General features: G+C 62.3%; 22 protein-coding genes. 2 read left to right on the top strand and 20 right to left on the bottom strand.

All coding sequences use genetic code 11. The features are described from left to right. Window positions 1-108 precede the first annotated feature (108 nt). The gene (locus AADZ90_RS21455; protein WP_367311052.1) at window positions 109-771 is read right to left on the bottom strand and encodes an SOS response-associated peptidase; all 663 of its coding nucleotides are present in this window, start codon (window positions 769-771) and stop codon (window positions 109-111) included. An 11-nt stretch (window positions 772-782) separates the two neighbouring features. Further along, a complete protein-coding gene (locus tag AADZ90_RS21450; protein ID WP_367311053.1) occupies window positions 783-1,181 on the bottom strand; it encodes a hypothetical protein in 399 nt (132 codons plus the stop codon). A gap of 63 nt (window positions 1,182-1,244) precedes the next feature. Here AADZ90_RS21450 and AADZ90_RS21445 point away from each other — a divergent pair, with 63 nt between their 5' ends. Further along, complete coding sequence (locus tag AADZ90_RS21445; protein ID WP_367311054.1) at window positions 1,245-1,727, top strand: hypothetical protein; 483 nt, start codon at window positions 1,245-1,247, stop codon at window positions 1,725-1,727. A gap of 144 nt (window positions 1,728-1,871) precedes the next feature. Further along, a complete protein-coding gene (locus AADZ90_RS21440; RefSeq protein WP_367311055.1) occupies window positions 1,872-2,954 on the top strand; it encodes a hypothetical protein in 1,083 nt (360 codons plus the stop codon). Between the two features lie 191 nt (window positions 2,955-3,145). Here the strand turns inward: AADZ90_RS21440 and AADZ90_RS21435 are convergent, their stop codons facing one another. The 18 genes from AADZ90_RS21435 to AADZ90_RS21350 form a co-directional block, all read right to left on the bottom strand. Continuing rightward, window positions 3,146-3,364, bottom strand: coding sequence for a hypothetical protein (locus tag AADZ90_RS21435; protein ID WP_367311057.1), 219 nt, complete (start codon window positions 3,362-3,364; stop codon window positions 3,146-3,148). Beyond that, window positions 3,361-4,140 carry a hypothetical protein gene (locus tag AADZ90_RS21430; RefSeq protein ID WP_367311058.1) on the bottom strand — a complete coding sequence of 260 codons (780 nt, stop codon included), beginning with the start codon at window positions 4,138-4,140 and terminating at the stop codon, window positions 3,361-3,363. The genes AADZ90_RS21435 and AADZ90_RS21430 overlap by 4 nt, the downstream gene beginning before the upstream one ends. Window positions 4,141-4,207: 67 nt before the next feature. Next, window positions 4,208-4,633: a hypothetical protein gene (locus tag AADZ90_RS21425; RefSeq protein ID WP_411997145.1), complete on the bottom strand. Its 426-nt coding sequence runs from the start codon at window positions 4,631-4,633 to the stop codon at window positions 4,208-4,210. Further along, window positions 4,630-4,905 carry a CPSF domain-containing protein gene (locus AADZ90_RS21420; RefSeq protein WP_367311060.1) on the bottom strand — a complete coding sequence of 92 codons (276 nt, stop codon included), beginning with the start codon at window positions 4,903-4,905 and terminating at the stop codon, window positions 4,630-4,632. The genes AADZ90_RS21425 and AADZ90_RS21420 overlap by 4 nt, the downstream gene beginning before the upstream one ends. Beyond that, window positions 4,902-5,588 (bottom strand): phage tail assembly chaperone, encoded by a 687-nt coding sequence (locus AADZ90_RS21415; RefSeq protein WP_367311061.1) that lies wholly within the window; start codon window positions 5,586-5,588, stop codon window positions 4,902-4,904. The genes AADZ90_RS21420 and AADZ90_RS21415 overlap by 4 nt, the downstream gene beginning before the upstream one ends. After that, window positions 5,588-10,396, bottom strand: a complete 4,809-nt coding sequence (locus tag AADZ90_RS21410) for a glycine-rich domain-containing protein (protein WP_367311062.1) — start codon at window positions 10,394-10,396, stop codon at window positions 5,588-5,590. The genes AADZ90_RS21415 and AADZ90_RS21410 overlap by 1 nt, the downstream gene beginning before the upstream one ends. Continuing rightward, window positions 10,393-10,785, bottom strand: a complete 393-nt coding sequence (locus tag AADZ90_RS21405) for an NlpC/P60 family protein (RefSeq protein WP_367311063.1) — start codon at window positions 10,783-10,785, stop codon at window positions 10,393-10,395. Before AADZ90_RS21405 ends, AADZ90_RS21410 begins: the two co-directional genes overlap by 4 nt. After that, the gene (locus AADZ90_RS21400) at window positions 10,785-11,255 is read right to left on the bottom strand and encodes a DUF1833 family protein (protein WP_367311064.1); all 471 of its coding nucleotides are present in this window, start codon (window positions 11,253-11,255) and stop codon (window positions 10,785-10,787) included. The genes AADZ90_RS21405 and AADZ90_RS21400 overlap by 1 nt, the downstream gene beginning before the upstream one ends. Further along, window positions 11,252-11,617, bottom strand: coding sequence for a hypothetical protein (locus AADZ90_RS21395; RefSeq protein ID WP_367311065.1), 366 nt, complete (start codon window positions 11,615-11,617; stop codon window positions 11,252-11,254). The genes AADZ90_RS21400 and AADZ90_RS21395 overlap by 4 nt, the downstream gene beginning before the upstream one ends. A gap of 9 nt (window positions 11,618-11,626) precedes the next feature. Next, the gene (locus tag AADZ90_RS21390) at window positions 11,627-13,948 is read right to left on the bottom strand and encodes a hypothetical protein (protein WP_367311066.1); all 2,322 of its coding nucleotides are present in this window, start codon (window positions 13,946-13,948) and stop codon (window positions 11,627-11,629) included. Continuing rightward, complete coding sequence (locus AADZ90_RS21385) at window positions 13,945-14,496, bottom strand: gene transfer agent family protein (RefSeq protein ID WP_367311067.1); 552 nt, start codon at window positions 14,494-14,496, stop codon at window positions 13,945-13,947. The genes AADZ90_RS21390 and AADZ90_RS21385 overlap by 4 nt, the downstream gene beginning before the upstream one ends. Further along, a complete protein-coding gene (locus tag AADZ90_RS21380; protein ID WP_367311068.1) occupies window positions 14,496-14,942 on the bottom strand; it encodes a phage tail tube protein in 447 nt (148 codons plus the stop codon). The genes AADZ90_RS21385 and AADZ90_RS21380 overlap by 1 nt, the downstream gene beginning before the upstream one ends. A gap of 1 nt (window position 14,943) precedes the next feature. Beyond that, window positions 14,944-15,105: a hypothetical protein gene (locus AADZ90_RS21375; protein WP_367311069.1), complete on the bottom strand. Its 162-nt coding sequence runs from the start codon at window positions 15,103-15,105 to the stop codon at window positions 14,944-14,946. 28 nt (window positions 15,106-15,133) lie between these two features. After that, window positions 15,134-15,538, bottom strand: a complete 405-nt coding sequence (locus AADZ90_RS21370; RefSeq protein ID WP_367311070.1) for an HK97-gp10 family putative phage morphogenesis protein — start codon at window positions 15,536-15,538, stop codon at window positions 15,134-15,136. Next, on the bottom strand, window positions 15,538-15,954 hold the full coding sequence (locus tag AADZ90_RS21365; protein WP_367311071.1) for a DUF3168 domain-containing protein: 417 nt from the start codon (window positions 15,952-15,954) through the stop codon (window positions 15,538-15,540). The genes AADZ90_RS21370 and AADZ90_RS21365 overlap by 1 nt, the downstream gene beginning before the upstream one ends. Next, on the bottom strand, window positions 15,954-16,295 hold the full coding sequence (locus tag AADZ90_RS21360; protein ID WP_367311072.1) for a phage head completion protein: 342 nt from the start codon (window positions 16,293-16,295) through the stop codon (window positions 15,954-15,956). Before AADZ90_RS21360 ends, AADZ90_RS21365 begins: the two co-directional genes overlap by 1 nt. Next, window positions 16,295-16,594, bottom strand: coding sequence for a head-tail connector protein (locus tag AADZ90_RS21355; RefSeq protein WP_367311073.1), 300 nt, complete (start codon window positions 16,592-16,594; stop codon window positions 16,295-16,297). The genes AADZ90_RS21360 and AADZ90_RS21355 overlap by 1 nt, the downstream gene beginning before the upstream one ends. Continuing rightward, entirely contained in the window at window positions 16,591-16,884 is a 294-nt protein-coding gene (locus AADZ90_RS21350) for a hypothetical protein (RefSeq protein ID WP_367311074.1), read from the bottom strand. The genes AADZ90_RS21355 and AADZ90_RS21350 overlap by 4 nt, the downstream gene beginning before the upstream one ends. Window positions 16,885-16,897: the final 13 nt, after the last annotated feature.

Raw genomic sequence — 16,897 nt, 5'->3', positions numbered from 1 at the left:
AGCCCGTAGGGGACAGCTTTCGCCATTGATTTCAAAGGACTTCTTTTGCAAATCTCCCGATTGTCGGCCTTTGTAAAACAATGACTTACAAGTCGGTTGCAAAATTCATCAGCGGCTCAATTGGAGCATCCGCTCCCCGGACGCGACCACTTCGACTGCGTTATCGGATGGCTGCCGAACGAGCGGTCTAGCTTCCCCAGGATCGCCCCGCAGCCAAAGCTCATGATCCTCAGGCTGTAACACAAGCGGCATCCGGTGATGGTACTCGACGGCGACCGCGTTCGGCGTTGTGGTCACCATCGTGAAGGAAATCTGATCCACGTCGATCGCGCCGAAGGTGCCGGTCTGCTTCGTCCAGAGTCCCGCGATCGCGAAGCCGTCAACGTCAGGTGCGGCGAGCCAGTGATAGGTCGCGGGCTTGCTGCCGGTGCTCTCGGCATATGCTGAGGCTGGGATCAGACACCGGCGGTTTTCAAAGCTCCGCCGCCAAAGGTTTGAGACGGTGAGTTTGTCGTCGCGCGCGTTGTTCCAGGCAGGCGGAGACAGCCAGTCGCCGGTGCGCTTGGATCGCTTGGGCTGGGTCAGGAATCCCCATTTCGCGCGGATCAGGGCGCGGCGGCCGTCCCGGTTGATCGCGATGATCGGTGCCTCATGCTTGGGGAAAATCGCTGGAAGCGCTGCCATGTTGCCGAGCTGGCTATCGGCGGGCTCGACGTCGAAGAGCGACCGCATGACGTCGTGGGGCAGGGTGTTGGAATAAAGGTTGCACACGACAGAACTCGTTACGCGATCCGAGGGAACTCCGGTCCTTTAGCACGAACCACGTACCAGCTGAAATCACCGGCGTTGCCGCAGCGCCGACATCGCATTTCCTTGCAGACATCAATGAGACGGCGGCCTGGGTGATAGCGGGCAAAGAGAACGTGCGGCGCCACTGTGAAGCGCTTGTGGCATTGTCGGCAGGTGGAGATCAGCGCATCGCGCGCGGTCAGGTGCTCTACCCGAACTTCGAACTTGAGACCGATCTGCACTGGTTCATATGTCACGACGGGAACATAGTGCGAACACTCGAATTCGGTAAAGAGGATGGTGAGGGCGATGACGCAACGATCTGAGAACCAGATCCACGTCTTCTGCAGGTGCGGACACACGGCTGTCTTAGACAACGACGGGTCGATCAAAGACCCCTCTAATACTGCGCTGTTCTTTGACAAAACTCAAACCAGAAGCTCTAAGGTAAGCGCATGGATTCCATCGTTTCGATCCTGAGAGAGAGCTGGTCAGTCGTCGAGGAGGCTCCATTTGCCGTCCTCTTGCTGGTGCTTCTAAGCGGGACGATCGGATACAGAGCTCACGTATGGTTTCAGTCAGGACGTGAGGAGACGCTTAGAGAGCGCCTGAAGTACAAAGACGAGCAGATTGCAGGGCTGGAGGAGAAACTGGCTAGCCAGGCACTTGAGGCTCCGGCCACACAGACAGATCCAGATGCCATTACGCAACATGGTCACGTCGTCGGGAAGATGATCGCGCCGCGTGTCGAAATGAGCCAGGGCAACCTCTATGCGACCGAGATCCGAGGAAATGAGAACTTCAATCGGGAAGCTCCATTTCAGTTTCGGGAACACCGATTGCGCGTCAAAAGTGCATCCGTAGTGTCGACCGTGAGTGGTGTTTTGGGAGTAGGTACTAGCTTGCGGGACGTGGTCTGCACGATCGAAGAGTCGTAGAGCTACCTTGGCAGCGACGCCCCAACCGTCCTAGATCTCCCAGAGAGATGGTCTTTTACCCGACCCAGGAACCATGCAATACTGCCGCCCGAACTGAGTTTAGGAGGCGAGAGATTGAGGCCCGTCTGCCACCTGCATATTGGCATGAACAAGGCCGGCAGCACGTCCATTCAACGAGCGTTTCAGACTTACCGGGATCGGAACATCGAGTTCATTCGGCCGAGGGACGACACCACTCTCCACGCGGTTCTCGACCGGACCTTCCGACGACCCCGCGACGTAGCAACCTTTTCTAATCACCCAGAAGTGCTCGAAGAGGCCGCATCGACTTTCGATCGTCTGATGGGGCGATCCGACCGTTCGGCCTTTATCAGCTATGAGAATCTGTCCATCTGGCCCGATCGTGACGTAATCTCCGCGATCCGAGACCGCCTACTCCTTCACTGTCGTTCGGTGCACGTCCTCGCTTATATCCGGTCGCCGCGTTCTTACATTCGCAGCGTTCTCCAAGAGCGGCTTAAGCAGTACTCACCGCCCGAGGATCTAGCCAAACTCCGACCACACTATCGCGAACGGTTCGAGAGATGGGACGCGGTATTTGGGAACGACGCGGTCGAACTGGTCCCGTTTCGGACCGCCGATCTGGTCGGAGGCGACCTGCTGACCGACGTTTGTGAACGAATAGGCGCACAGCGAAAGAAGCTAGCCCGCCAGCCGCAGGCCAACGAGGCAGGTACGCTCGAATCCGCGGCAGCACTTGCCGTTTGGCAGACAGCCCGCCCCGATGGCGAGCAGACGAAATCGGGCGTCGGACAACTTCAACTAATACGGTTTGCGCAGCGCATCCACCGCTTCGGCCAGATCAGCCGTTGGGGCTTCGAAGGGCCTGCGATCGATCAAGTGATAGAAGACAACACGACCGACATTGAATGGATTTCGGAACGGTTGGGCATTGCAGATTTCGGAGACGAGCCCCCACCGCCTTCGACTATCCCGAACATCACCGATCTCATTGCGTTGGGCCAAGACCTCGCTCCGGATCTGGCCGATTGGCTATTGGAAACCGTGCCCGGGTTCCAGCCACCGCGGAGTAGACAGACGGCGGATCTTATGCAGGCAGCATTCGTTCAAACGGCCAAGCGGGATTGGAGAGCGCAAGTCTTCATGCATCGGCTCATGCCTCGGACACTTCGCGCTGCCCTATCTCCGATTGCGCGCCGGATCTGACATTAATCGACTCAGCAATACAGATAGATTGGTCTTGTAGCGACAAGCCCTACTCTGGGATCAGAGCAACTCCACCAGCACACGCCGCTGCGAAATCCGCGTAGACCTCCCCGATTTCCTGCTGTGTCTGCGCCGTATCCGCCCGCGATCGGGTTGGAAGGCTTTCCCCCCACACCCGGCACAGCTCGGCCTCAGTCGCGGTAGCCGTGGCCCTCGAATGGTCGCAGCCGGTCAGGATCGGCACGATCATCGCGCACGCGATCAGCGATATCTTTGGCATTTTCCTGGTCCTTCTTCTCGGCCTCTGCGAGGCCTTCCTTCCTGCCCTTCCGTCGCTCGGAGCGGCCATAGAAGACCGCTCCGGCAACCGCGACGATCAGGGCGATGATCGTGGCAATCAGGTCGCTCATGACCTTGCGGCCCGCGCCAGCGCCGCCTTCTGGCTCCGCTCGCGCACGATCCAGACGGCCGCACCTGCGCTGATCACAATCGCCCCGATCGCGACAGGCAGCGGCAAGCCGTCCACGGCGTCGCTGATGCTGCCCGCCGCCGTCGCGACGGCCGTCACGAGGGCGGAGACCATCGCGGCGAGATTGGTGGTGCTTTCAAGCGGCGACTTGTCGGAGGTCGCGACCAGGTCTTCCACCTCCTTCGGCGCGACGATCCGCGTATCCAGCGGCTGCTTGGTCAGCCCGATCGCGTGCAGAATCTCGTCGACGCCCGCATGGGCCTTGTTGAGGCCGTCGCCGGCATAATAGCTGCGGCCCTTCTTGGCGCCTGTCACCACCGGCAGCGATGCCCATTCCTTCGCGAGGTTGTTGGCAAAGGCCTCCGTGCTCAGCCTGCCGTTCAGGAAGCGTTGGAAGCCGCGGCGCCTGAGCAGGAACAGGACGAGCGCGTCCTGCGCTTCCTCATTGAAGAGATCGTTTCGATCGAACCCGGCGTCGTCGTAGATGTCCCGGAGCGTGTCCTCGAGGAACTGTCCGGCCCCGGCCGCCTCGCTCATGTAGAGCGGATCGATGCTGTCCTGCCAGTCGAGCACTTCGCCGATCGTCATCGACGTCAGAGGCCGCTTAGGCCGATGCTCTGGCCGGATCCGGCCCCACACGACGTTGTAGTCCCCGCGGCTTTCGTGGCGGTAGATCACATTGATCAGCGGCCGCGCCCGCTCGATAGTCGCCTTCATCGTCAGTCTCCTCACAAAAAAGGCCCCGCTAAGGGGGCCGGTTGGGTGGTTTCGCGTTGGTGTGGGGTCAGCTCACCGGGTCGACCGGCGGCACCTCGAACGGCACGGGCTCGTAGCAGCTGGGCCGCATGATCCAGTCGAGGATCGCAGGCGTCCAGCAGGCGGTGTAGATGTAGCTGCCCGGCGGCAGCGCATGGCAGGCCAGTTCGAAGATCACCGGCTGATCGCCGCGCCATTCGTAAAAGCCCGTCCCGGCCCGATAGCACTCGTCTATCAAGCGGCCGTCGATCGTCTCGACTTCGTCGGTGTAGTGCATCCGCATGGGCAGCGTGACGGTGCGCGTCAAGGACACCTCCGGGAACGCCACAACGACATGCTGCACCTGCATGAATGGCGTGAGCGGCGAGGCCAGGTAGAACAGCGTGATCGCCGTGACGGCCGCCGCGGCGAAGTCCTTGCCATCCCAATCTGAGCGTTTGAAGAACCGCATCATGGTCCCCTCATGCCGAACCATTTGCCGATCTCGCGGATCGCGACGCCGAGGCCCGCGATGGTCGGCAAGACCCAGATCAGCAGCCGCGTCACCCAGGACGCCCGCTGATAGGCGCGCACGACGATGCGGATCTCGTGGATCAGGGGGCGCACGTCGGAAGGCGAGCCGTCCGGCACGCCATAGAGGTCGCGCATGAGCGCGGCCATTTCGTCGCGCACCTCACCCATCTGGCTATGGACCTCTTGCAGCAACTTCCGCTCGCCGTCCGTCATGCCACCTCTACCCCTGTCCAATCGGCAACAAACGTTGTCGCGGCAGCAGCGTCCGCAATGTGCCCGGCCTCGATTGCGATCGCCAAGCTGAACAGAAGATCCATGCCGTCGTCATCCATGCTGGTTGCTGCGGCGAAGTTGCTCATGTCTGTGTGTAGCCGTTCGAAGACTGTGATCTTGTCGAGCGCGCGAGCGAGCTGAGGCTCGGCGGGCAGAAGGACAGCGAGGAGATCCCCGAGCGTTGCTCCTTCCGCGGCGGTGCCGTCAGGGGCTGGAATGAAATCCAACGCCTGTTCGAACTGCCACCGATAGGCGCAAGCCACCTTCCGCCAAATCGCGAGCGTCACTGTGTCCTGCGGCCGTCCGGTATAGCGCTCAGGCCAGACCGGCACGTGAGGATCCGCTACTGTCTCCGGCAGATCCCGAAGGTGCTGCCGGTAGCAGCGCCACGAGATCCGTTCGTCGGCCGGCATTTCCGGGCAAAACTCGATCCAATCGCTCGCATCGAGAAGAGAATCCCGCTCGCGGCGCAGTCGGAGCATGGCTTGCGACGCACGCTCGTTGTGCTCGTTCAGAAGGATCGCCTCACCGCCGACCGGCGCCAGTCCGGCCGCATCCTCGTGCGAACAGATGACCCGGTTAGCCACCTCGCCCTGCGCGTCGCGGAGTTCGTACATTGGCATCAAATCGGCCTCCCTGTGTGGTAATAGATGAAGGCGACCGCATTCCCAGCATCACCGGAAACCGCGTCTTCGGAGTTGCTGTTTGAGTTACTCAGAGCGGTCCCACCCGTGCCCGACCCGTAAGGTCTCGGTCTTCCCGTGATGCCCAGCGTTCCGCTTCCGCGCCTCCTTGACCGACCGTCAGAGCCAGTCCAATTCGTGTCGTCGTAGTACATCGGAGGAAATGGCGAGAGCTTCATCTCACGGATGTTTTGGATCAGTGGGAACCCACCCTCGCTTTCGTATTCGACATCCGCGTCACCAGGCGTGTTGACTAGAAAGTCCGGGGCGTCAGGGATACCTTCCAGCAATCCGGCATTGATCGACCCGCCGCCGCTTGCTGCGGCGTCGTTCGTCACCGATGTCGAGATCTGACCGCCATCTCCGCCCTTAAATGCCGCGAAGCCTCCAGAGGCGGTTCCCCCCAGACCATTCGGAACATTGCTTGTCTTGTCATCGATGAGCGCCCGACCTCTCTTGCCGCCCGCAGCGAAGAGATCGAGCCCAGGCCCAATGAATGTGCTATCGCCGCCGTCGAAGCCGCCCGTGGATGTGCCTTGGTTTGGCGCGGTGACCCCAGCCCCGCCAAGGCCCAATGTGATGTTATAGAGGTCGCTGGTGTCGGCGATCTCAAGGAATGCCCGAACGGCTCCGCCAGCACCTCCACCCGTCGCTCTGGCAGCCGAGTTTCCGTGTGCTGCGCCGCCGCTGGCTCCGGCGCCAATTAGCCAGATCTCGATAAAGCCAGGCAGATCGAATTGAAAACCAATGACGGTCTGACGCAGAACACGGACGTCCTCGGGGTTCGGCAGGATCGTCTGCAATTCGCCGTTGATGAATGACGATCGCCTCAGCGCGCCACGGATTTCGACATCTGATCCGAAGAAAGCGCTGCCGTCCTGATTAAGCTGATAGCCAAGAGGGTTCGACACAGACTTATCGAGATTGGCGGATTGCAGGGCGCCACCGAAGACACCGACGCCTGCGGCGAAGAAGTCCTGCGTGTTGACCAGATCAGTGGTGACCGAGTCCGGTAGAATGACGGTCGATGCGCTCGCCTGCTTTCGAACAACAACGTTCGTTATCTTGGCGTCTTGGGTGTCTCCTGAGATATCCTGCCGGAAGATCTGAAACTGCATCTCCACGGCAGAGCCAGTGAAGACACTGAACGTGTCCTGATGGCGTGTCCAGCTTGTCGGAGACGGGGGAGACGGATCGAGCATCCTGATGAATGCCGCCCCCGTGAAATCGCCGTTCTCGTCGGTAAAACGGGCACGGACCCCAATGCGAGCGGTTGGCTCTGCCAAGACGTCGAAGGAAACGTGGTAACTTGTCCCAAACTCAACCGGGTATCGATCGGAAATCGTAGCACCAAAATTTGTGCCAACTGGTGGTGCTGGGACGTTCATTACAAACGGGGTTGGAAAATCACTTCCGGGTGTTCTGGGCTCCAGGGTGTAGTTTGACGATCCGCCCCATATCGACCGGTCCCCCGTGAAGAACGGGTTGTCGTAGGCGAGATTGCCGGAGAAATCGGAGACGACGAAGGCGCGCGCGCCGACCGTCCCCGTTGCGAGGATGCTGCCGTCGAAGGTCAGCGCGGCGCCGCCGGTACCGTTCGGATCGAGGAACGTGCCGATCTTCAGTGCAGCGATCTTTCCCTCAGGCGTCGTGACCGCAGCGAGATACTGAATATCGTTGAGCCCTTGCTCGATGCTCTCGATATCACCCAAGGCCTGCGCGGCATCGTCTTCCGCGTCGATGAGGCGCTGATTAAGCACCGCCGTCAGGTCGGTTGTGTCGACGCCCGCCGGAACCGCCGGAAGGAAGGCTGTCGGCGCGCTCAGGGCGCCCGTGTTCATCGCCTCGCGGACCACATAGCCGGTGAAGCCCTGCGCCGGGTCAGGACGCACGACGATCACCGTGTCGCGGCTGTCGGCCACGAAGACTTCCGGCTGGCCGTCGGCGACCAGCCCGTAGACCCGGAACTCCGCGAAATCCTCGTTGGTCGACGCATTGCCCGAGAGCTTGATCGTGTCGATCCCCGGTTCGGCAATCCATCCTGCCGGCGCGAAGATGAAGGCCGGCGAGACGCTAGCGGTGACGAAGCCTGCGGGCACATAACCCCGGCTGCGACCCTCGCTGTCGAGGAACTGGATCTCCGCCTCGTAGCGTGCGCCTTCTTCGACCGGGTCGGAAAAGACCTCCGGCGCGTAGGGCGCGGCAGCAGATATCGTCCAGTTGGCATCATCCTCTTCGCGCCACCGCATCTGGACGAAGACGGCCTGGCCGAGCAACGCGCGCGGCGGCCGGGTCGCGATCCCGATCCGCGGAAGCGGTGTTGTGTTGGCGCGCGGGATCAGCGCGGAGCCCAGATCGGAGCGCAGGCCGAGGATCTCCGGCAAGGCTGGGCCGTCCTGCTGGGACAGCAGGTCGGTGTTGATGCCGGGATCGTAGGGCGGGATTGCGCCCTGGTCAGCGGTCAGGATCTCGGGGGCCGCATCAACGCAGTAGAGAACTGCCCGGTCCTCTTCCTGAGGTTCGATCCGCGTGACGATCAGATCCCGCTCCGCATCGGTCGTGCGCTCGATGATGACGAGATCGTCCAACGCGATCGAGGCGTCGATATCGGTGTCGGTGATCCAGACGGCTGGGTCGACCGCATCCTGGGTCGCGGTGGTCGTCGTCAGCTCGTTGACGCTGTTCCAGACCGACAAGCGGTAGCTATCGGGCGGCGTCTCGATCCGTTCATCCAGCGTGATGGCGGTCGTGCCGGTGCCGCTGACGATTTCCCGGATCCGGCCGGATCCGACACCGTTCAGCCGGACGTCATGCTGGAAGCGGATCTTCGACCCGAGCTGGAGGGCCAGATGGGTGAGGTCAACGCTGACCTGGACTGTCTCCGGCCGCAGCAGCAGCTCGGCCATGAAGTAGCGGGCCAGCCGGTAGAGGTTATCGAGGTTCTCGTCGTTCTTGCCGATGACGATGCCGGTCAAGGTCAGTTCCAGGAACTTCGAGGCCGTCGCGAAATCCCAGCCGTCGCGGTAGACGATGATCTCGTCCTGCTCCCACTCCAAGCGTTCGGAGAGTGCCTTCACGCGAATTGCGTGGAACTCTTCCACCTTCCGATGCTCTGCCTTGAACCCGAAGCTGTTGCGCGGCGTGAGCAGGGCTTCGACCGGGTTGCCCGCCGTCTCGCGGACCACCCCGGAGGACGTGCCGTAGAACGTGTCCCTTGCCCGGCCTGCGGCGCAGATCGTCCGCAGCAGTTGCTGGACCTGTTGCTTGCCGCGGACAAGCAGATCGCAGCGCCAGTGCGGCTCGTTGTCCTGCCAAGCCTTCAGGCTTGGCCAATCAATCAGATCCTCGCTGATTGCTTTCTCACCAGCACTCTTGCCAATCAGGGCATCCGAATAGGACCAAGCGGGATGGTTCACTGGCTGATAGTCCGTCAGCTGCGTTCCATCCCATTGCCGGGCGAACTGCTGGAGCATGAAGTTCAGGCGGTCGATGCCGCCATTCAGCTGCTTGCTCGCCCGGATCCGGATCGCCACCATCGCCAGCTCCGGATTGAGCGGCAGATCCCCGGCCCGCTCCGAGCGGATCGCGATCAGGAACGCGTCATCGTAGACGCTATCGTTGTCGCTGTCCTTGTTGACGCGGGCTCGGACCTCGTATTCACCGGGCGCCGGAAACTCGATCTCTTTCTCGATGGTGAAGGCAGTTCGACGCCGCCGTTTGATGAAGAGCCTCGGCTCGGCGATCCAGGTGGTCGTTCCGGCAAGCCGATACTCGAATTCGAAGTTTCTCTCGCGTGACCGATCTTCGCCTTCCCGGGTCGATTTGAAGAGGCCCTGGGGAAAGTGGATGACCAGCGAGGCGCGGATCGTATCGACCCGCGTCGTCCGCTGGATCCACAGGCTTTCCGTCGGAGTGATCTCTTCAAATTTAACGTTGTAGTCGTCCTGAGAGATGTTGCCCGGATAGAGCGTCATCTGCTCGGTCGGACCTCGGTAGCCGACCACATCGATCCCGGTCATGTGCGGCGCGGTGTAGGCTTCGTCGATATTGCGGAATTCGAGGGAGACGTCCTCGAAATCACTCAGGTCATTGGTTCCAAACCGAGGTTGTGACACGCCAAGCGGCCCGTAGCCGAGGACGAAGAGGCCGTGATAGACGACCCGATCGTCGCGGGTCTCGGCATAACCCGAGGCCGCGGGCTGCGGATAGGACAGATGGCGTCCGACCGGGAAGTTGACCGGGACGTATTTCTCACGCTGATTGCGCGGCGCACCCACGCCGTAGAACGGTGAAGTGTCACCGATATCCGGCGTCGGCGGCTGGATCAGAGCATTGATCGCCAGCGTCGCGACAATGCTGATGGCGGCGGTTGCCAGCGATAGAGCGAGCGTGCTGGCACCGGCACCCAGCACGGCACTTGCAATCGACGGCGCCAGAGAAGTGATCAGGGCGGAGCCAATGGCCGCAACGGCCGGGCCTTGGATGATCGGGACGATTTCCACGATTGCCCCGCCATGGGGCCTGGTCGCGGTCCAATGCTGGGATGGCACCTCCCAGCTGCCATCGCCCACCGTGATCGTCGCCCGATAGGCCGCCCAATGGCCCCGTTCAATTCCGGCGCGGTCCGCCATCTCCGCCAGCGTGATGCCTTCGAGATAGCGCACGAGCGGCTCAGGCCGGAGGACGGGATGCGCCGAGACAGCCGCCGTGATCGGCGAGGCTTGGCGCGCCTCTACATCAAGTGTCATCGACACGCTGCGCCATAGCGGTAGATCCCTTCGACGCGCGAGGCGGTCGGGTGCAGGTCATAGCGTTCCAGGCGGGAGCCAATGGCGCTTTCGATGTGGAGCATCCACTCGGGATCGATGGCGTATCCAACGTGCGCGAGATGCCCGGCGGCGCGCATCATCACGAGATCGCCCTCACGGACAGCGCCAGGAGCTATCCGCTGCCACGCCGCGCGCTGCGCTTCGGCGAGGCGATGGCGCACCGCCTCCGCGCGGGTGCAGGCCAGATCCGGGATCTCCCGCCCCAGGCGCTCCCGGCTCAGCAACAAGTAGAGACCGAGGCAGTCGATTCCCGCACGGCTCCGCCCCCCTTCGAGGAAGGGCCAGCCGATGTAATCGTCGGTCCACATCAGAAGAGCGCCGGAAACCTGCTAGGGGTCAGCTCGATCGCGCTGGCCGCCGCCTCGCGCACCGATGAGGCGACGATCTGCCCGGAGATGGTCTGGACGTCATAGGCGAAGACCCGGAACTCCAGACCGATCAGCGGGCTGATCCGCGTATCGGGATCCGAGGCGATGATGTGGCAGAGATCGACGGTGATCGGACCTTGCGCCGACCGCAGCTCGCTCAGCACGTCGAGCGAGGCGTTGTCGGCGGCGAACCCCACGAACGGGATCCCGTCCTCCGTGCCGCGCTCCGGGAAGACGATCGAGAGCGGGTAAGGCTGATAGGTGATCCCGTTCGAGACGATCGGCTCGGTATTGTGGACGAGGTGAATGTCTTCCGTCCAGTCCGGATGGCTGAGATCGACGAGCACGAGCCAGACCTCGGCCGTCTCGCTGGCATCGATCGATTGGCGGGCGACAGGGGTCAGGGTCACGGGAGAAGATCCAGCGTGAAGGAGATCGAGTAGAGCGACCCCGACAGGTGGGCGATCGCGTATTTCTGGGCACCGACGGAGAACTGCCACCGCCGAAGGTCGCGTGTGCGGGGATGCTTCATGTCGAAGCTCAGTGCGCCATCGGCGAGGTCGTTCTCAAACCACGCCTCAAAGGTGTCGGCCTGTGCGAGGGTCAGCTGTCCGGTCGTGAATTCGATCTGCCGGATGGCAGCGGTGAAGCGGCGACGCTTCTTCGACGGTCCGGCGGAAGTCGGCGTTTCGATCAGGTTCCCGATCGGACCGGTTTCCGTGAGCGAAGGAACGCGGAAACGGCAGGGAACCGTGGCAGGCCAAGTGGGCATGATCTCTGACTATCGGGGCTGGGGACGGTTGCCGAAGCGCTGCGACATCGCCCGATCCCCGCGCCCGGAAGCGACATATTGGTCCATGAGATCGAAGACGATGGTGCGCATGTTTCCATCGGGGCCGCGCTTCCGCTTCACACCCACCTGGGATGAGCGGTTTTCGATCACGTGGGTGGTCCGCACGGTCACGTTCGTTTCACCGCCCGCGCCGCGGCGAAGGGCATCCTTTGCCTGGGAGACGTTCAGAATAGCCCCGGAATGGCTCGGCACCATGACCTCGGAACGCGGCGTGTTTTCGTTGACGGGATAGGGCACACCAGCCCGGACGGGACCGCCTGTCGCGCGGCCGGGACCGAGCAGCCCGCCAAGCGCCGAGAAGACTTGGCCAAGGCCTGTGCCGCCCGCCGCATCAGCAGCGGCCAGCAGCTGCTTCTGCAGCTGCACCCGCGTCAGCTCCAGAAGCAGGCTTTCGAGGGCATCCATCGCAGTCAAGGAGCCATCGCGAATTGAGAGGAAGAGATCGGCCATTCGATCGGCGCCACGCCGGGCGTTCTCTTCCATATCCTGCAACTGCTGCGCGGCTTTCTCGGCCTTATCCCCGGCATCGACATAGGCCTGTGCGAGTTGGTCGATTTCCTCGCGAAGCTCAGGTGTCAGCTGACGTCCCGCAGCCTGTGCCTCGTAAAGCAGCTCGGCCTTGCGACGGGCGTAGTCGACGGCGTCGCCATAAGTCTGTCCCGTCTCTGCCACGGCGAGCAGGGCCACCGCCTCCGCTTCCAGTCGCTTGATCTCCTCGCGCGTGTCCTTGACGAGTTTCTGGTAGTCTGTGAGCTCGGCAGCGCTGGACCGACCGCCGCCTCCAGAGCCAGCAGAGGCCGGTGCAGGGGTACCGAAATCGATATCCTGCGGGGCAGATCGCGGTCGAATGCTGCGGGAGGGCGCTTGCGGGGTCGCAGTGCGCGAACGCCAGTCGGTGAAGCTGCCGCCCTGTAAGCGAGGATCGCCGCCACGGCCGCTATAGACGCGCGGCTCTGTCGATCCAGCACCGGGAATGCCAAGCATCGCCTCAGCGGCACCCTGCGCCTGTTGTGCAAGCGCCTGCAGCGCGCCCTGCAGGCTGCCAACCTGACCGGTGACCGCGCTGAGGTCGACACCGTCTATCGAACCAAGACCCGCCACTACTTCGTCCGCACGGCTGACGAGATCAATCAGTTGTGCTTCAAAATCGTCGGCACTGATTTGACCACGCTGAAAGGCTCGCGTGAGATTCGTCAGCTCGCCGCTGAGATCGATCGCAGCCATGCCTGCGTCGATCATACCTCCCTCACCAAGATCAAAGCCTGACTCAGACAAGGCGCTCGCGAGAGCTTGCGCACTAGCCTGGATCTGCTCGTATGAGTTTGCCAGTTCCTCGGCTGCACCTGCCGCGGTGCGTAGCTTTTCCGGATCGTCAGCTAAGCTGATGCCATCGCCACCCATACGATCGATCTGTTCGATCTGCTGGATCATACGATCCTGCCGCTCGATGATACCGTCACTGTATTCAAGGGCATCTGCCGCATTCACGACCATCCGCTTGAAGAAAGTCGACATACGCGTTGTCAGCTCCGCGTACTTTCGATCGAGCTCTTCGGCTTTCTCGATCAATTCGGCATCCAAGACAGCACCCGCTTCCCGCGCTTCTTGCTTCAGGCGCCGGATGCCGTTCGCCCCCTCATCGAGCAGTTGCACAAACTGCTCGCCGCCAGTGCCACCGAAAAGCTCATCGGCAACGCGGATCTGGGCGGCATTCTCAAGGTGCTGCATCCGTGCGATCACCTCGAGCATCAGCTCGGACGGATCCTCAAGCGCCCGGGACAATTCCGCCGCACTGAAGCCGATCCGCTGGAAGGCCTCCGCGGCCGGTCCTTTGCCGGTCACGATGAATTCGTCGGCCCGCAGGTTCAGCTCCTTCATCGAGTCCACGAGCGCATCGATCCCGATCCGGTTCTGTTGGGCGACGAACGCCCATTCTTGGAACTCTTCGACGCCGAGCCCGGCCCGCTCCGCCTCGGCCCCGAGTTGGGCCATACTGCGGATCGCAGTCTGAACGTTTCGGGTCAGCGTCGTCAGTCCCGCCGTGATCGCGCCGACGGCGAAAGCTCCTTTTAGGTTCTTCGCGACCCGCGCCGTGATCCCTTGGATGTTGCGGTCCATCTTGCCCATGCGGCGTTCGATATCGACCGCCGTCTTCGTTCCGACCTTTCGGCCTTGCTCCATCTGCTTCTCGAACTTCCGGAGGGTGGCCTCCATCTGGACGATCAACCGATCGACATTGTCGCGGGTCATGTGGGCTCACCGGAATCCTGCACCGTACCTTGGCGCGCCTCCCACGCCGCCAGCATCGCGGCGTATTCCTCTTCGGACGGCGCATCCTCTGCCTTCGTCCCGGCTGCCTCGCAGATCGCGACGAAATCGTCGTAGCGCATTGCGCGGATCTCCTCGGTGCTGAGTCCCAGCGAGACAAGGCTGTGCAGGATCTTGCCCTTGTCCATCGGTTGCGCGGGATCGCCAGTGCCGCTGCTTTCCGTCGACTGCATCCCTGCCACACGCGCGAGCAGGATCTCCATCGCAAGCGCGATGTGATCGGTATAGGGCCGCACATCGAACCGCTGATCGACAAGCCGCTTCGCCTCGTCTGGCTCCATGCCGCCGCCGATCAGACCTTGCTTGATGATCTGATAGAGGTCATTCGCAAAGTAGGTCTGCCGCGACACGCGCAGGAAGATTTCACCGATACCAACCTTGCCGCAGGCCTCTTCGAGATCCAGGACGCAGCCGAGCGGCAGGAAGAACCGCCGCTCGGCTCCGGCCCATTCTTGTCGGAGCGGCTCCATCAGACAGCGCCCGTCCAGACGCGCGGTCCGGCCCCTTGGATTGTCGCGTTGAAGGTCATTGTGCCCTTGCCTTCGCTCGCAAATTCGAGATCAGAGAGGATGGCAGGCAGAGCCCAAGAGCCGCCGCCGAGTTGCACCGTGTTCAGCGCTTCGATGCGGATGTTTCGGCTCCCATCTGGCTGGTCCGCCCACATGCGCCATTGTGGGAAGAATTGGACAGCTGTCCGCCCCGAGATGCTGACGCCGGTGTCGGCGCTTTCAATCCACCGATAGACTGCCGACGGTAAGCCGAGCGGGTCATCGCAATCGAGGAGGGCCTCCTCGCCAGTGTTCGTCGTGAGCGAGACGGAGCGCGCATTGGCCCCACAAGGAAACCCGAAAGTCTCAGGGCTTCCGCCATCGCCAAGCAGAATCAGAAAGCTGCCAGTGAGTTCTGGAGCTGCCATGTCAGGCCTCCTTCGTATCGGATTGGATCAGCTCGGCGGAGCCGCGTTCGACGAACGGCTCTCCGATCGCTTTCGGGACGGAGTACTCCTGCCCCTCGTGGTAGACGCGGACGACCGCGGGCTTCACGCGCACTTCATCGTCCCGCAACATGCGGATCTTCATCTGATCTCTCCTGACTTGGTTGGTGTGGTTAAGCGGCTCGTGTGCCTCGCCGAATGGCGGCACGCATCCGGGTCCGAACCCGGCGGCGCCAGACGCGCCAGGTCGGATAGAAGAATGGGTTCGCCGGCATGTGCACGGTCCCGAACTCCTGGAATCGGGCGTAGAACTGATCGTCACCGCCCGCATAGATCGTGATCCGCAGATCGGGATCGTCTCCACCGGCGACGGTGCCGAGCGTCATCGTTCCCGCCGGTGCATCTCCCCAGGTCCAGGCGATCGACCCCGCCAGATCTCCGGTGTCCTGCGGCGCGAAATCATACATGTCCTCGACGATCGCATCGGCGGTCTTTTCCATCATAGACCGCAACTCGATGCGCACCCGTTGCGGGATCGCCTTCCAGCGCCGCTCGAACTTCTTGAGACCTTGAACCATTACCGCTCCTCGATCAGCGCCGTGATCGTCACGATGCCATGGCCGGTCAGCCCGTCGGGATCCATGAAAGAGCGGACGCCGCTGATCGCGATCTCGGCAAGGGCGTGGGTTTCGAGGTTGAGCGGCGCCCGGTGGAGCGCGGCGTAGACCTTGTCCGCGAGCGCCTTTGCCGGACGCAGGCGCTTTCCCTCCCGCGCCCAAGCGTCGATCTGGAGCGTATCCGCGCGGCCGTCGATGCAATCCATCTCTTCCGGGACGAAATCGGCCGGGCCGAACGTGATTGCCGGATAGAGCGCGTCGTTGGACGGGTCCGGGTGCTGATCGAAGATGTTGCCGCCGACCACGGCGGCGACGGCTGCGTCGGCCAGGAGCGCCTCGAAGACGGCCTTCTGCAGATCCTCCGAGGGGGTCGCCATCAGAGGGCAACTCCCTTTTCCACGACCAGCCAGATAAACAGCCGGTCAGTCACTCGATCGATCTCGCGAATGTTGAAGGCGATCCCCCGGATCAGATCCCGCATCCGGTGATCCATTGTGAGGCCTTCCGCAGAGACTTGCGTGCGGATCCGCACCTTGAAAACCGCAGTGCCAGTCAGACCGCCGCCATCGACGGATTCACGCCCGCTCTCATACCGGAACTCGGCGCGGGTGCGGAACGCTTCCTGCCACGACACCTCATCGCCGCCATAACCGTCGGGAACCTTCACCCCTGCGTCGAAGGCGACGGGAACGATAAGACGCCGTGTCTGCATCGCCATCAGCTCAGATCCCGGTAGGAAGCGAGGAGCGTCTTGACCGTCGCCGGAACGTGGCCGTCCGCCTCGAACTCCGGTAGTCCGCCATGGTCATACCAAAGGCCGACCAGCAGACGGACGGATTGTGCGATCGGCGCGGGCAGGTCGACCGGCCAGTCTGCATCGAGATCGCGGCGCAGATAGTCGGCGATGTGTGCCTCTGCCGCTTCGATGAGATCGGTGAGCTTCGCGTCATCATCCGCGAAATCGACCGGGAACCCGGGAAGCCCGCGCTTGACGCTTTCGAGGCTGACGCGCGTCATTCGGTCGGCTCAGACCCCTGGCCGTCAGGTTCCTGCGACGACCCGCCGTCACCGCCGGTACCATCGCCTTCGCCCTCGCCCTCATTGCCCTCGCCTTCCGCCGCCTGTGCTTCCAGTTCGACCGCCTCGGCCGCGAGCTTCTTGTTCGTGGTCTTCTCCGCGAACTTCTTCTCAAGTAGGCGCTCGGCGACCTCGTCATGCCGCGGATCGCGCGGATCGAACTTGTAAGCCACACCCGAGCGGAGGAGCCCGAGTTCGGTCTTTTGCGAGCGGTTCAGTTTCAACAGCATGTGTGTCTCCATG

Source organism: Aestuariibius violaceus (assembly GCF_040779325.2).
GTDB lineage: Bacteria > Pseudomonadota > Alphaproteobacteria > Rhodobacterales > Rhodobacteraceae > Aestuariibius > Aestuariibius violaceus.
The sequence above is the reverse complement of the archived record's forward strand: the minus strand, read 5'-3'. Positions and strand labels throughout refer to the sequence as shown.

Bases quoted from the DNA above. Each gene is read 5' to 3' on its own strand.
- AADZ90_RS21440 (WP_367311055.1), top strand. From the start codon at position 1,872: ATGAACAAGGCCGGCAGCACGTCCATTCAACGAGCGTTTCAGACTTAC.
- AADZ90_RS21435 (WP_367311057.1), bottom strand. From the start codon at position 3,364: ATGAGCGACCTGATTGCCACGATCATCGCCCTGATCGTCGCGGTTGCC.
- AADZ90_RS21380 (WP_367311068.1), bottom strand. From the start codon at position 14,942: ATGGCAGCTCCAGAACTCACTGGCAGCTTTCTGATTCTGCTTGGCGAT.
- AADZ90_RS21430 (WP_367311058.1), bottom strand. From the start codon at position 4,140: ATGAAGGCGACTATCGAGCGGGCGCGGCCGCTGATCAATGTGATCTAC.
- AADZ90_RS21445 (WP_367311054.1), top strand. From the start codon at position 1,245: ATGGATTCCATCGTTTCGATCCTGAGAGAGAGCTGGTCAGTCGTCGAG.
- AADZ90_RS21420 (WP_367311060.1), bottom strand. From the start codon at position 4,905: ATGACGGACGGCGAGCGGAAGTTGCTGCAAGAGGTCCATAGCCAGATG.
- AADZ90_RS21350 (WP_367311074.1), bottom strand. From the start codon at position 16,884: ATGCTGTTGAAACTGAACCGCTCGCAAAAGACCGAACTCGGGCTCCTC.
- AADZ90_RS21390 (WP_367311066.1), bottom strand. From the start codon at position 13,948: ATGACCCGCGACAATGTCGATCGGTTGATCGTCCAGATGGAGGCCACC.
- AADZ90_RS21360 (WP_367311072.1), bottom strand. From the start codon at position 16,295: ATGGCGATGCAGACACGGCGTCTTATCGTTCCCGTCGCCTTCGACGCA.
- AADZ90_RS21405 (WP_367311063.1), bottom strand. From the start codon at position 10,785: ATGTGGACCGACGATTACATCGGCTGGCCCTTCCTCGAAGGGGGGCGG.
- AADZ90_RS21375 (WP_367311069.1), bottom strand. From the start codon at position 15,105: ATGAAGATCCGCATGTTGCGGGACGATGAAGTGCGCGTGAAGCCCGCG.
- AADZ90_RS21365 (WP_367311071.1), bottom strand. From the start codon at position 15,954: ATGGCGACCCCCTCGGAGGATCTGCAGAAGGCCGTCTTCGAGGCGCTC.
- AADZ90_RS21395 (WP_367311065.1), bottom strand. From the start codon at position 11,617: ATGCCCACTTGGCCTGCCACGGTTCCCTGCCGTTTCCGCGTTCCTTCG.
- AADZ90_RS21370 (WP_367311070.1), bottom strand. From the start codon at position 15,538: ATGGTTCAAGGTCTCAAGAAGTTCGAGCGGCGCTGGAAGGCGATCCCG.
- AADZ90_RS21385 (WP_367311067.1), bottom strand. From the start codon at position 14,496: ATGGAGCCGCTCCGACAAGAATGGGCCGGAGCCGAGCGGCGGTTCTTC.
- AADZ90_RS21355 (WP_367311073.1), bottom strand. From the start codon at position 16,594: ATGACGCGCGTCAGCCTCGAAAGCGTCAAGCGCGGGCTTCCCGGGTTC.
- AADZ90_RS21410 (WP_367311062.1), bottom strand. From the start codon at position 10,396: ATGACACTTGATGTAGAGGCGCGCCAAGCCTCGCCGATCACGGCGGCT.
- AADZ90_RS21415 (WP_367311061.1), bottom strand. From the start codon at position 5,588: ATGCCAATGTACGAACTCCGCGACGCGCAGGGCGAGGTGGCTAACCGG.
- AADZ90_RS21425 (WP_411997145.1), bottom strand. From the start codon at position 4,633: ATGATGCGGTTCTTCAAACGCTCAGATTGGGATGGCAAGGACTTCGCC.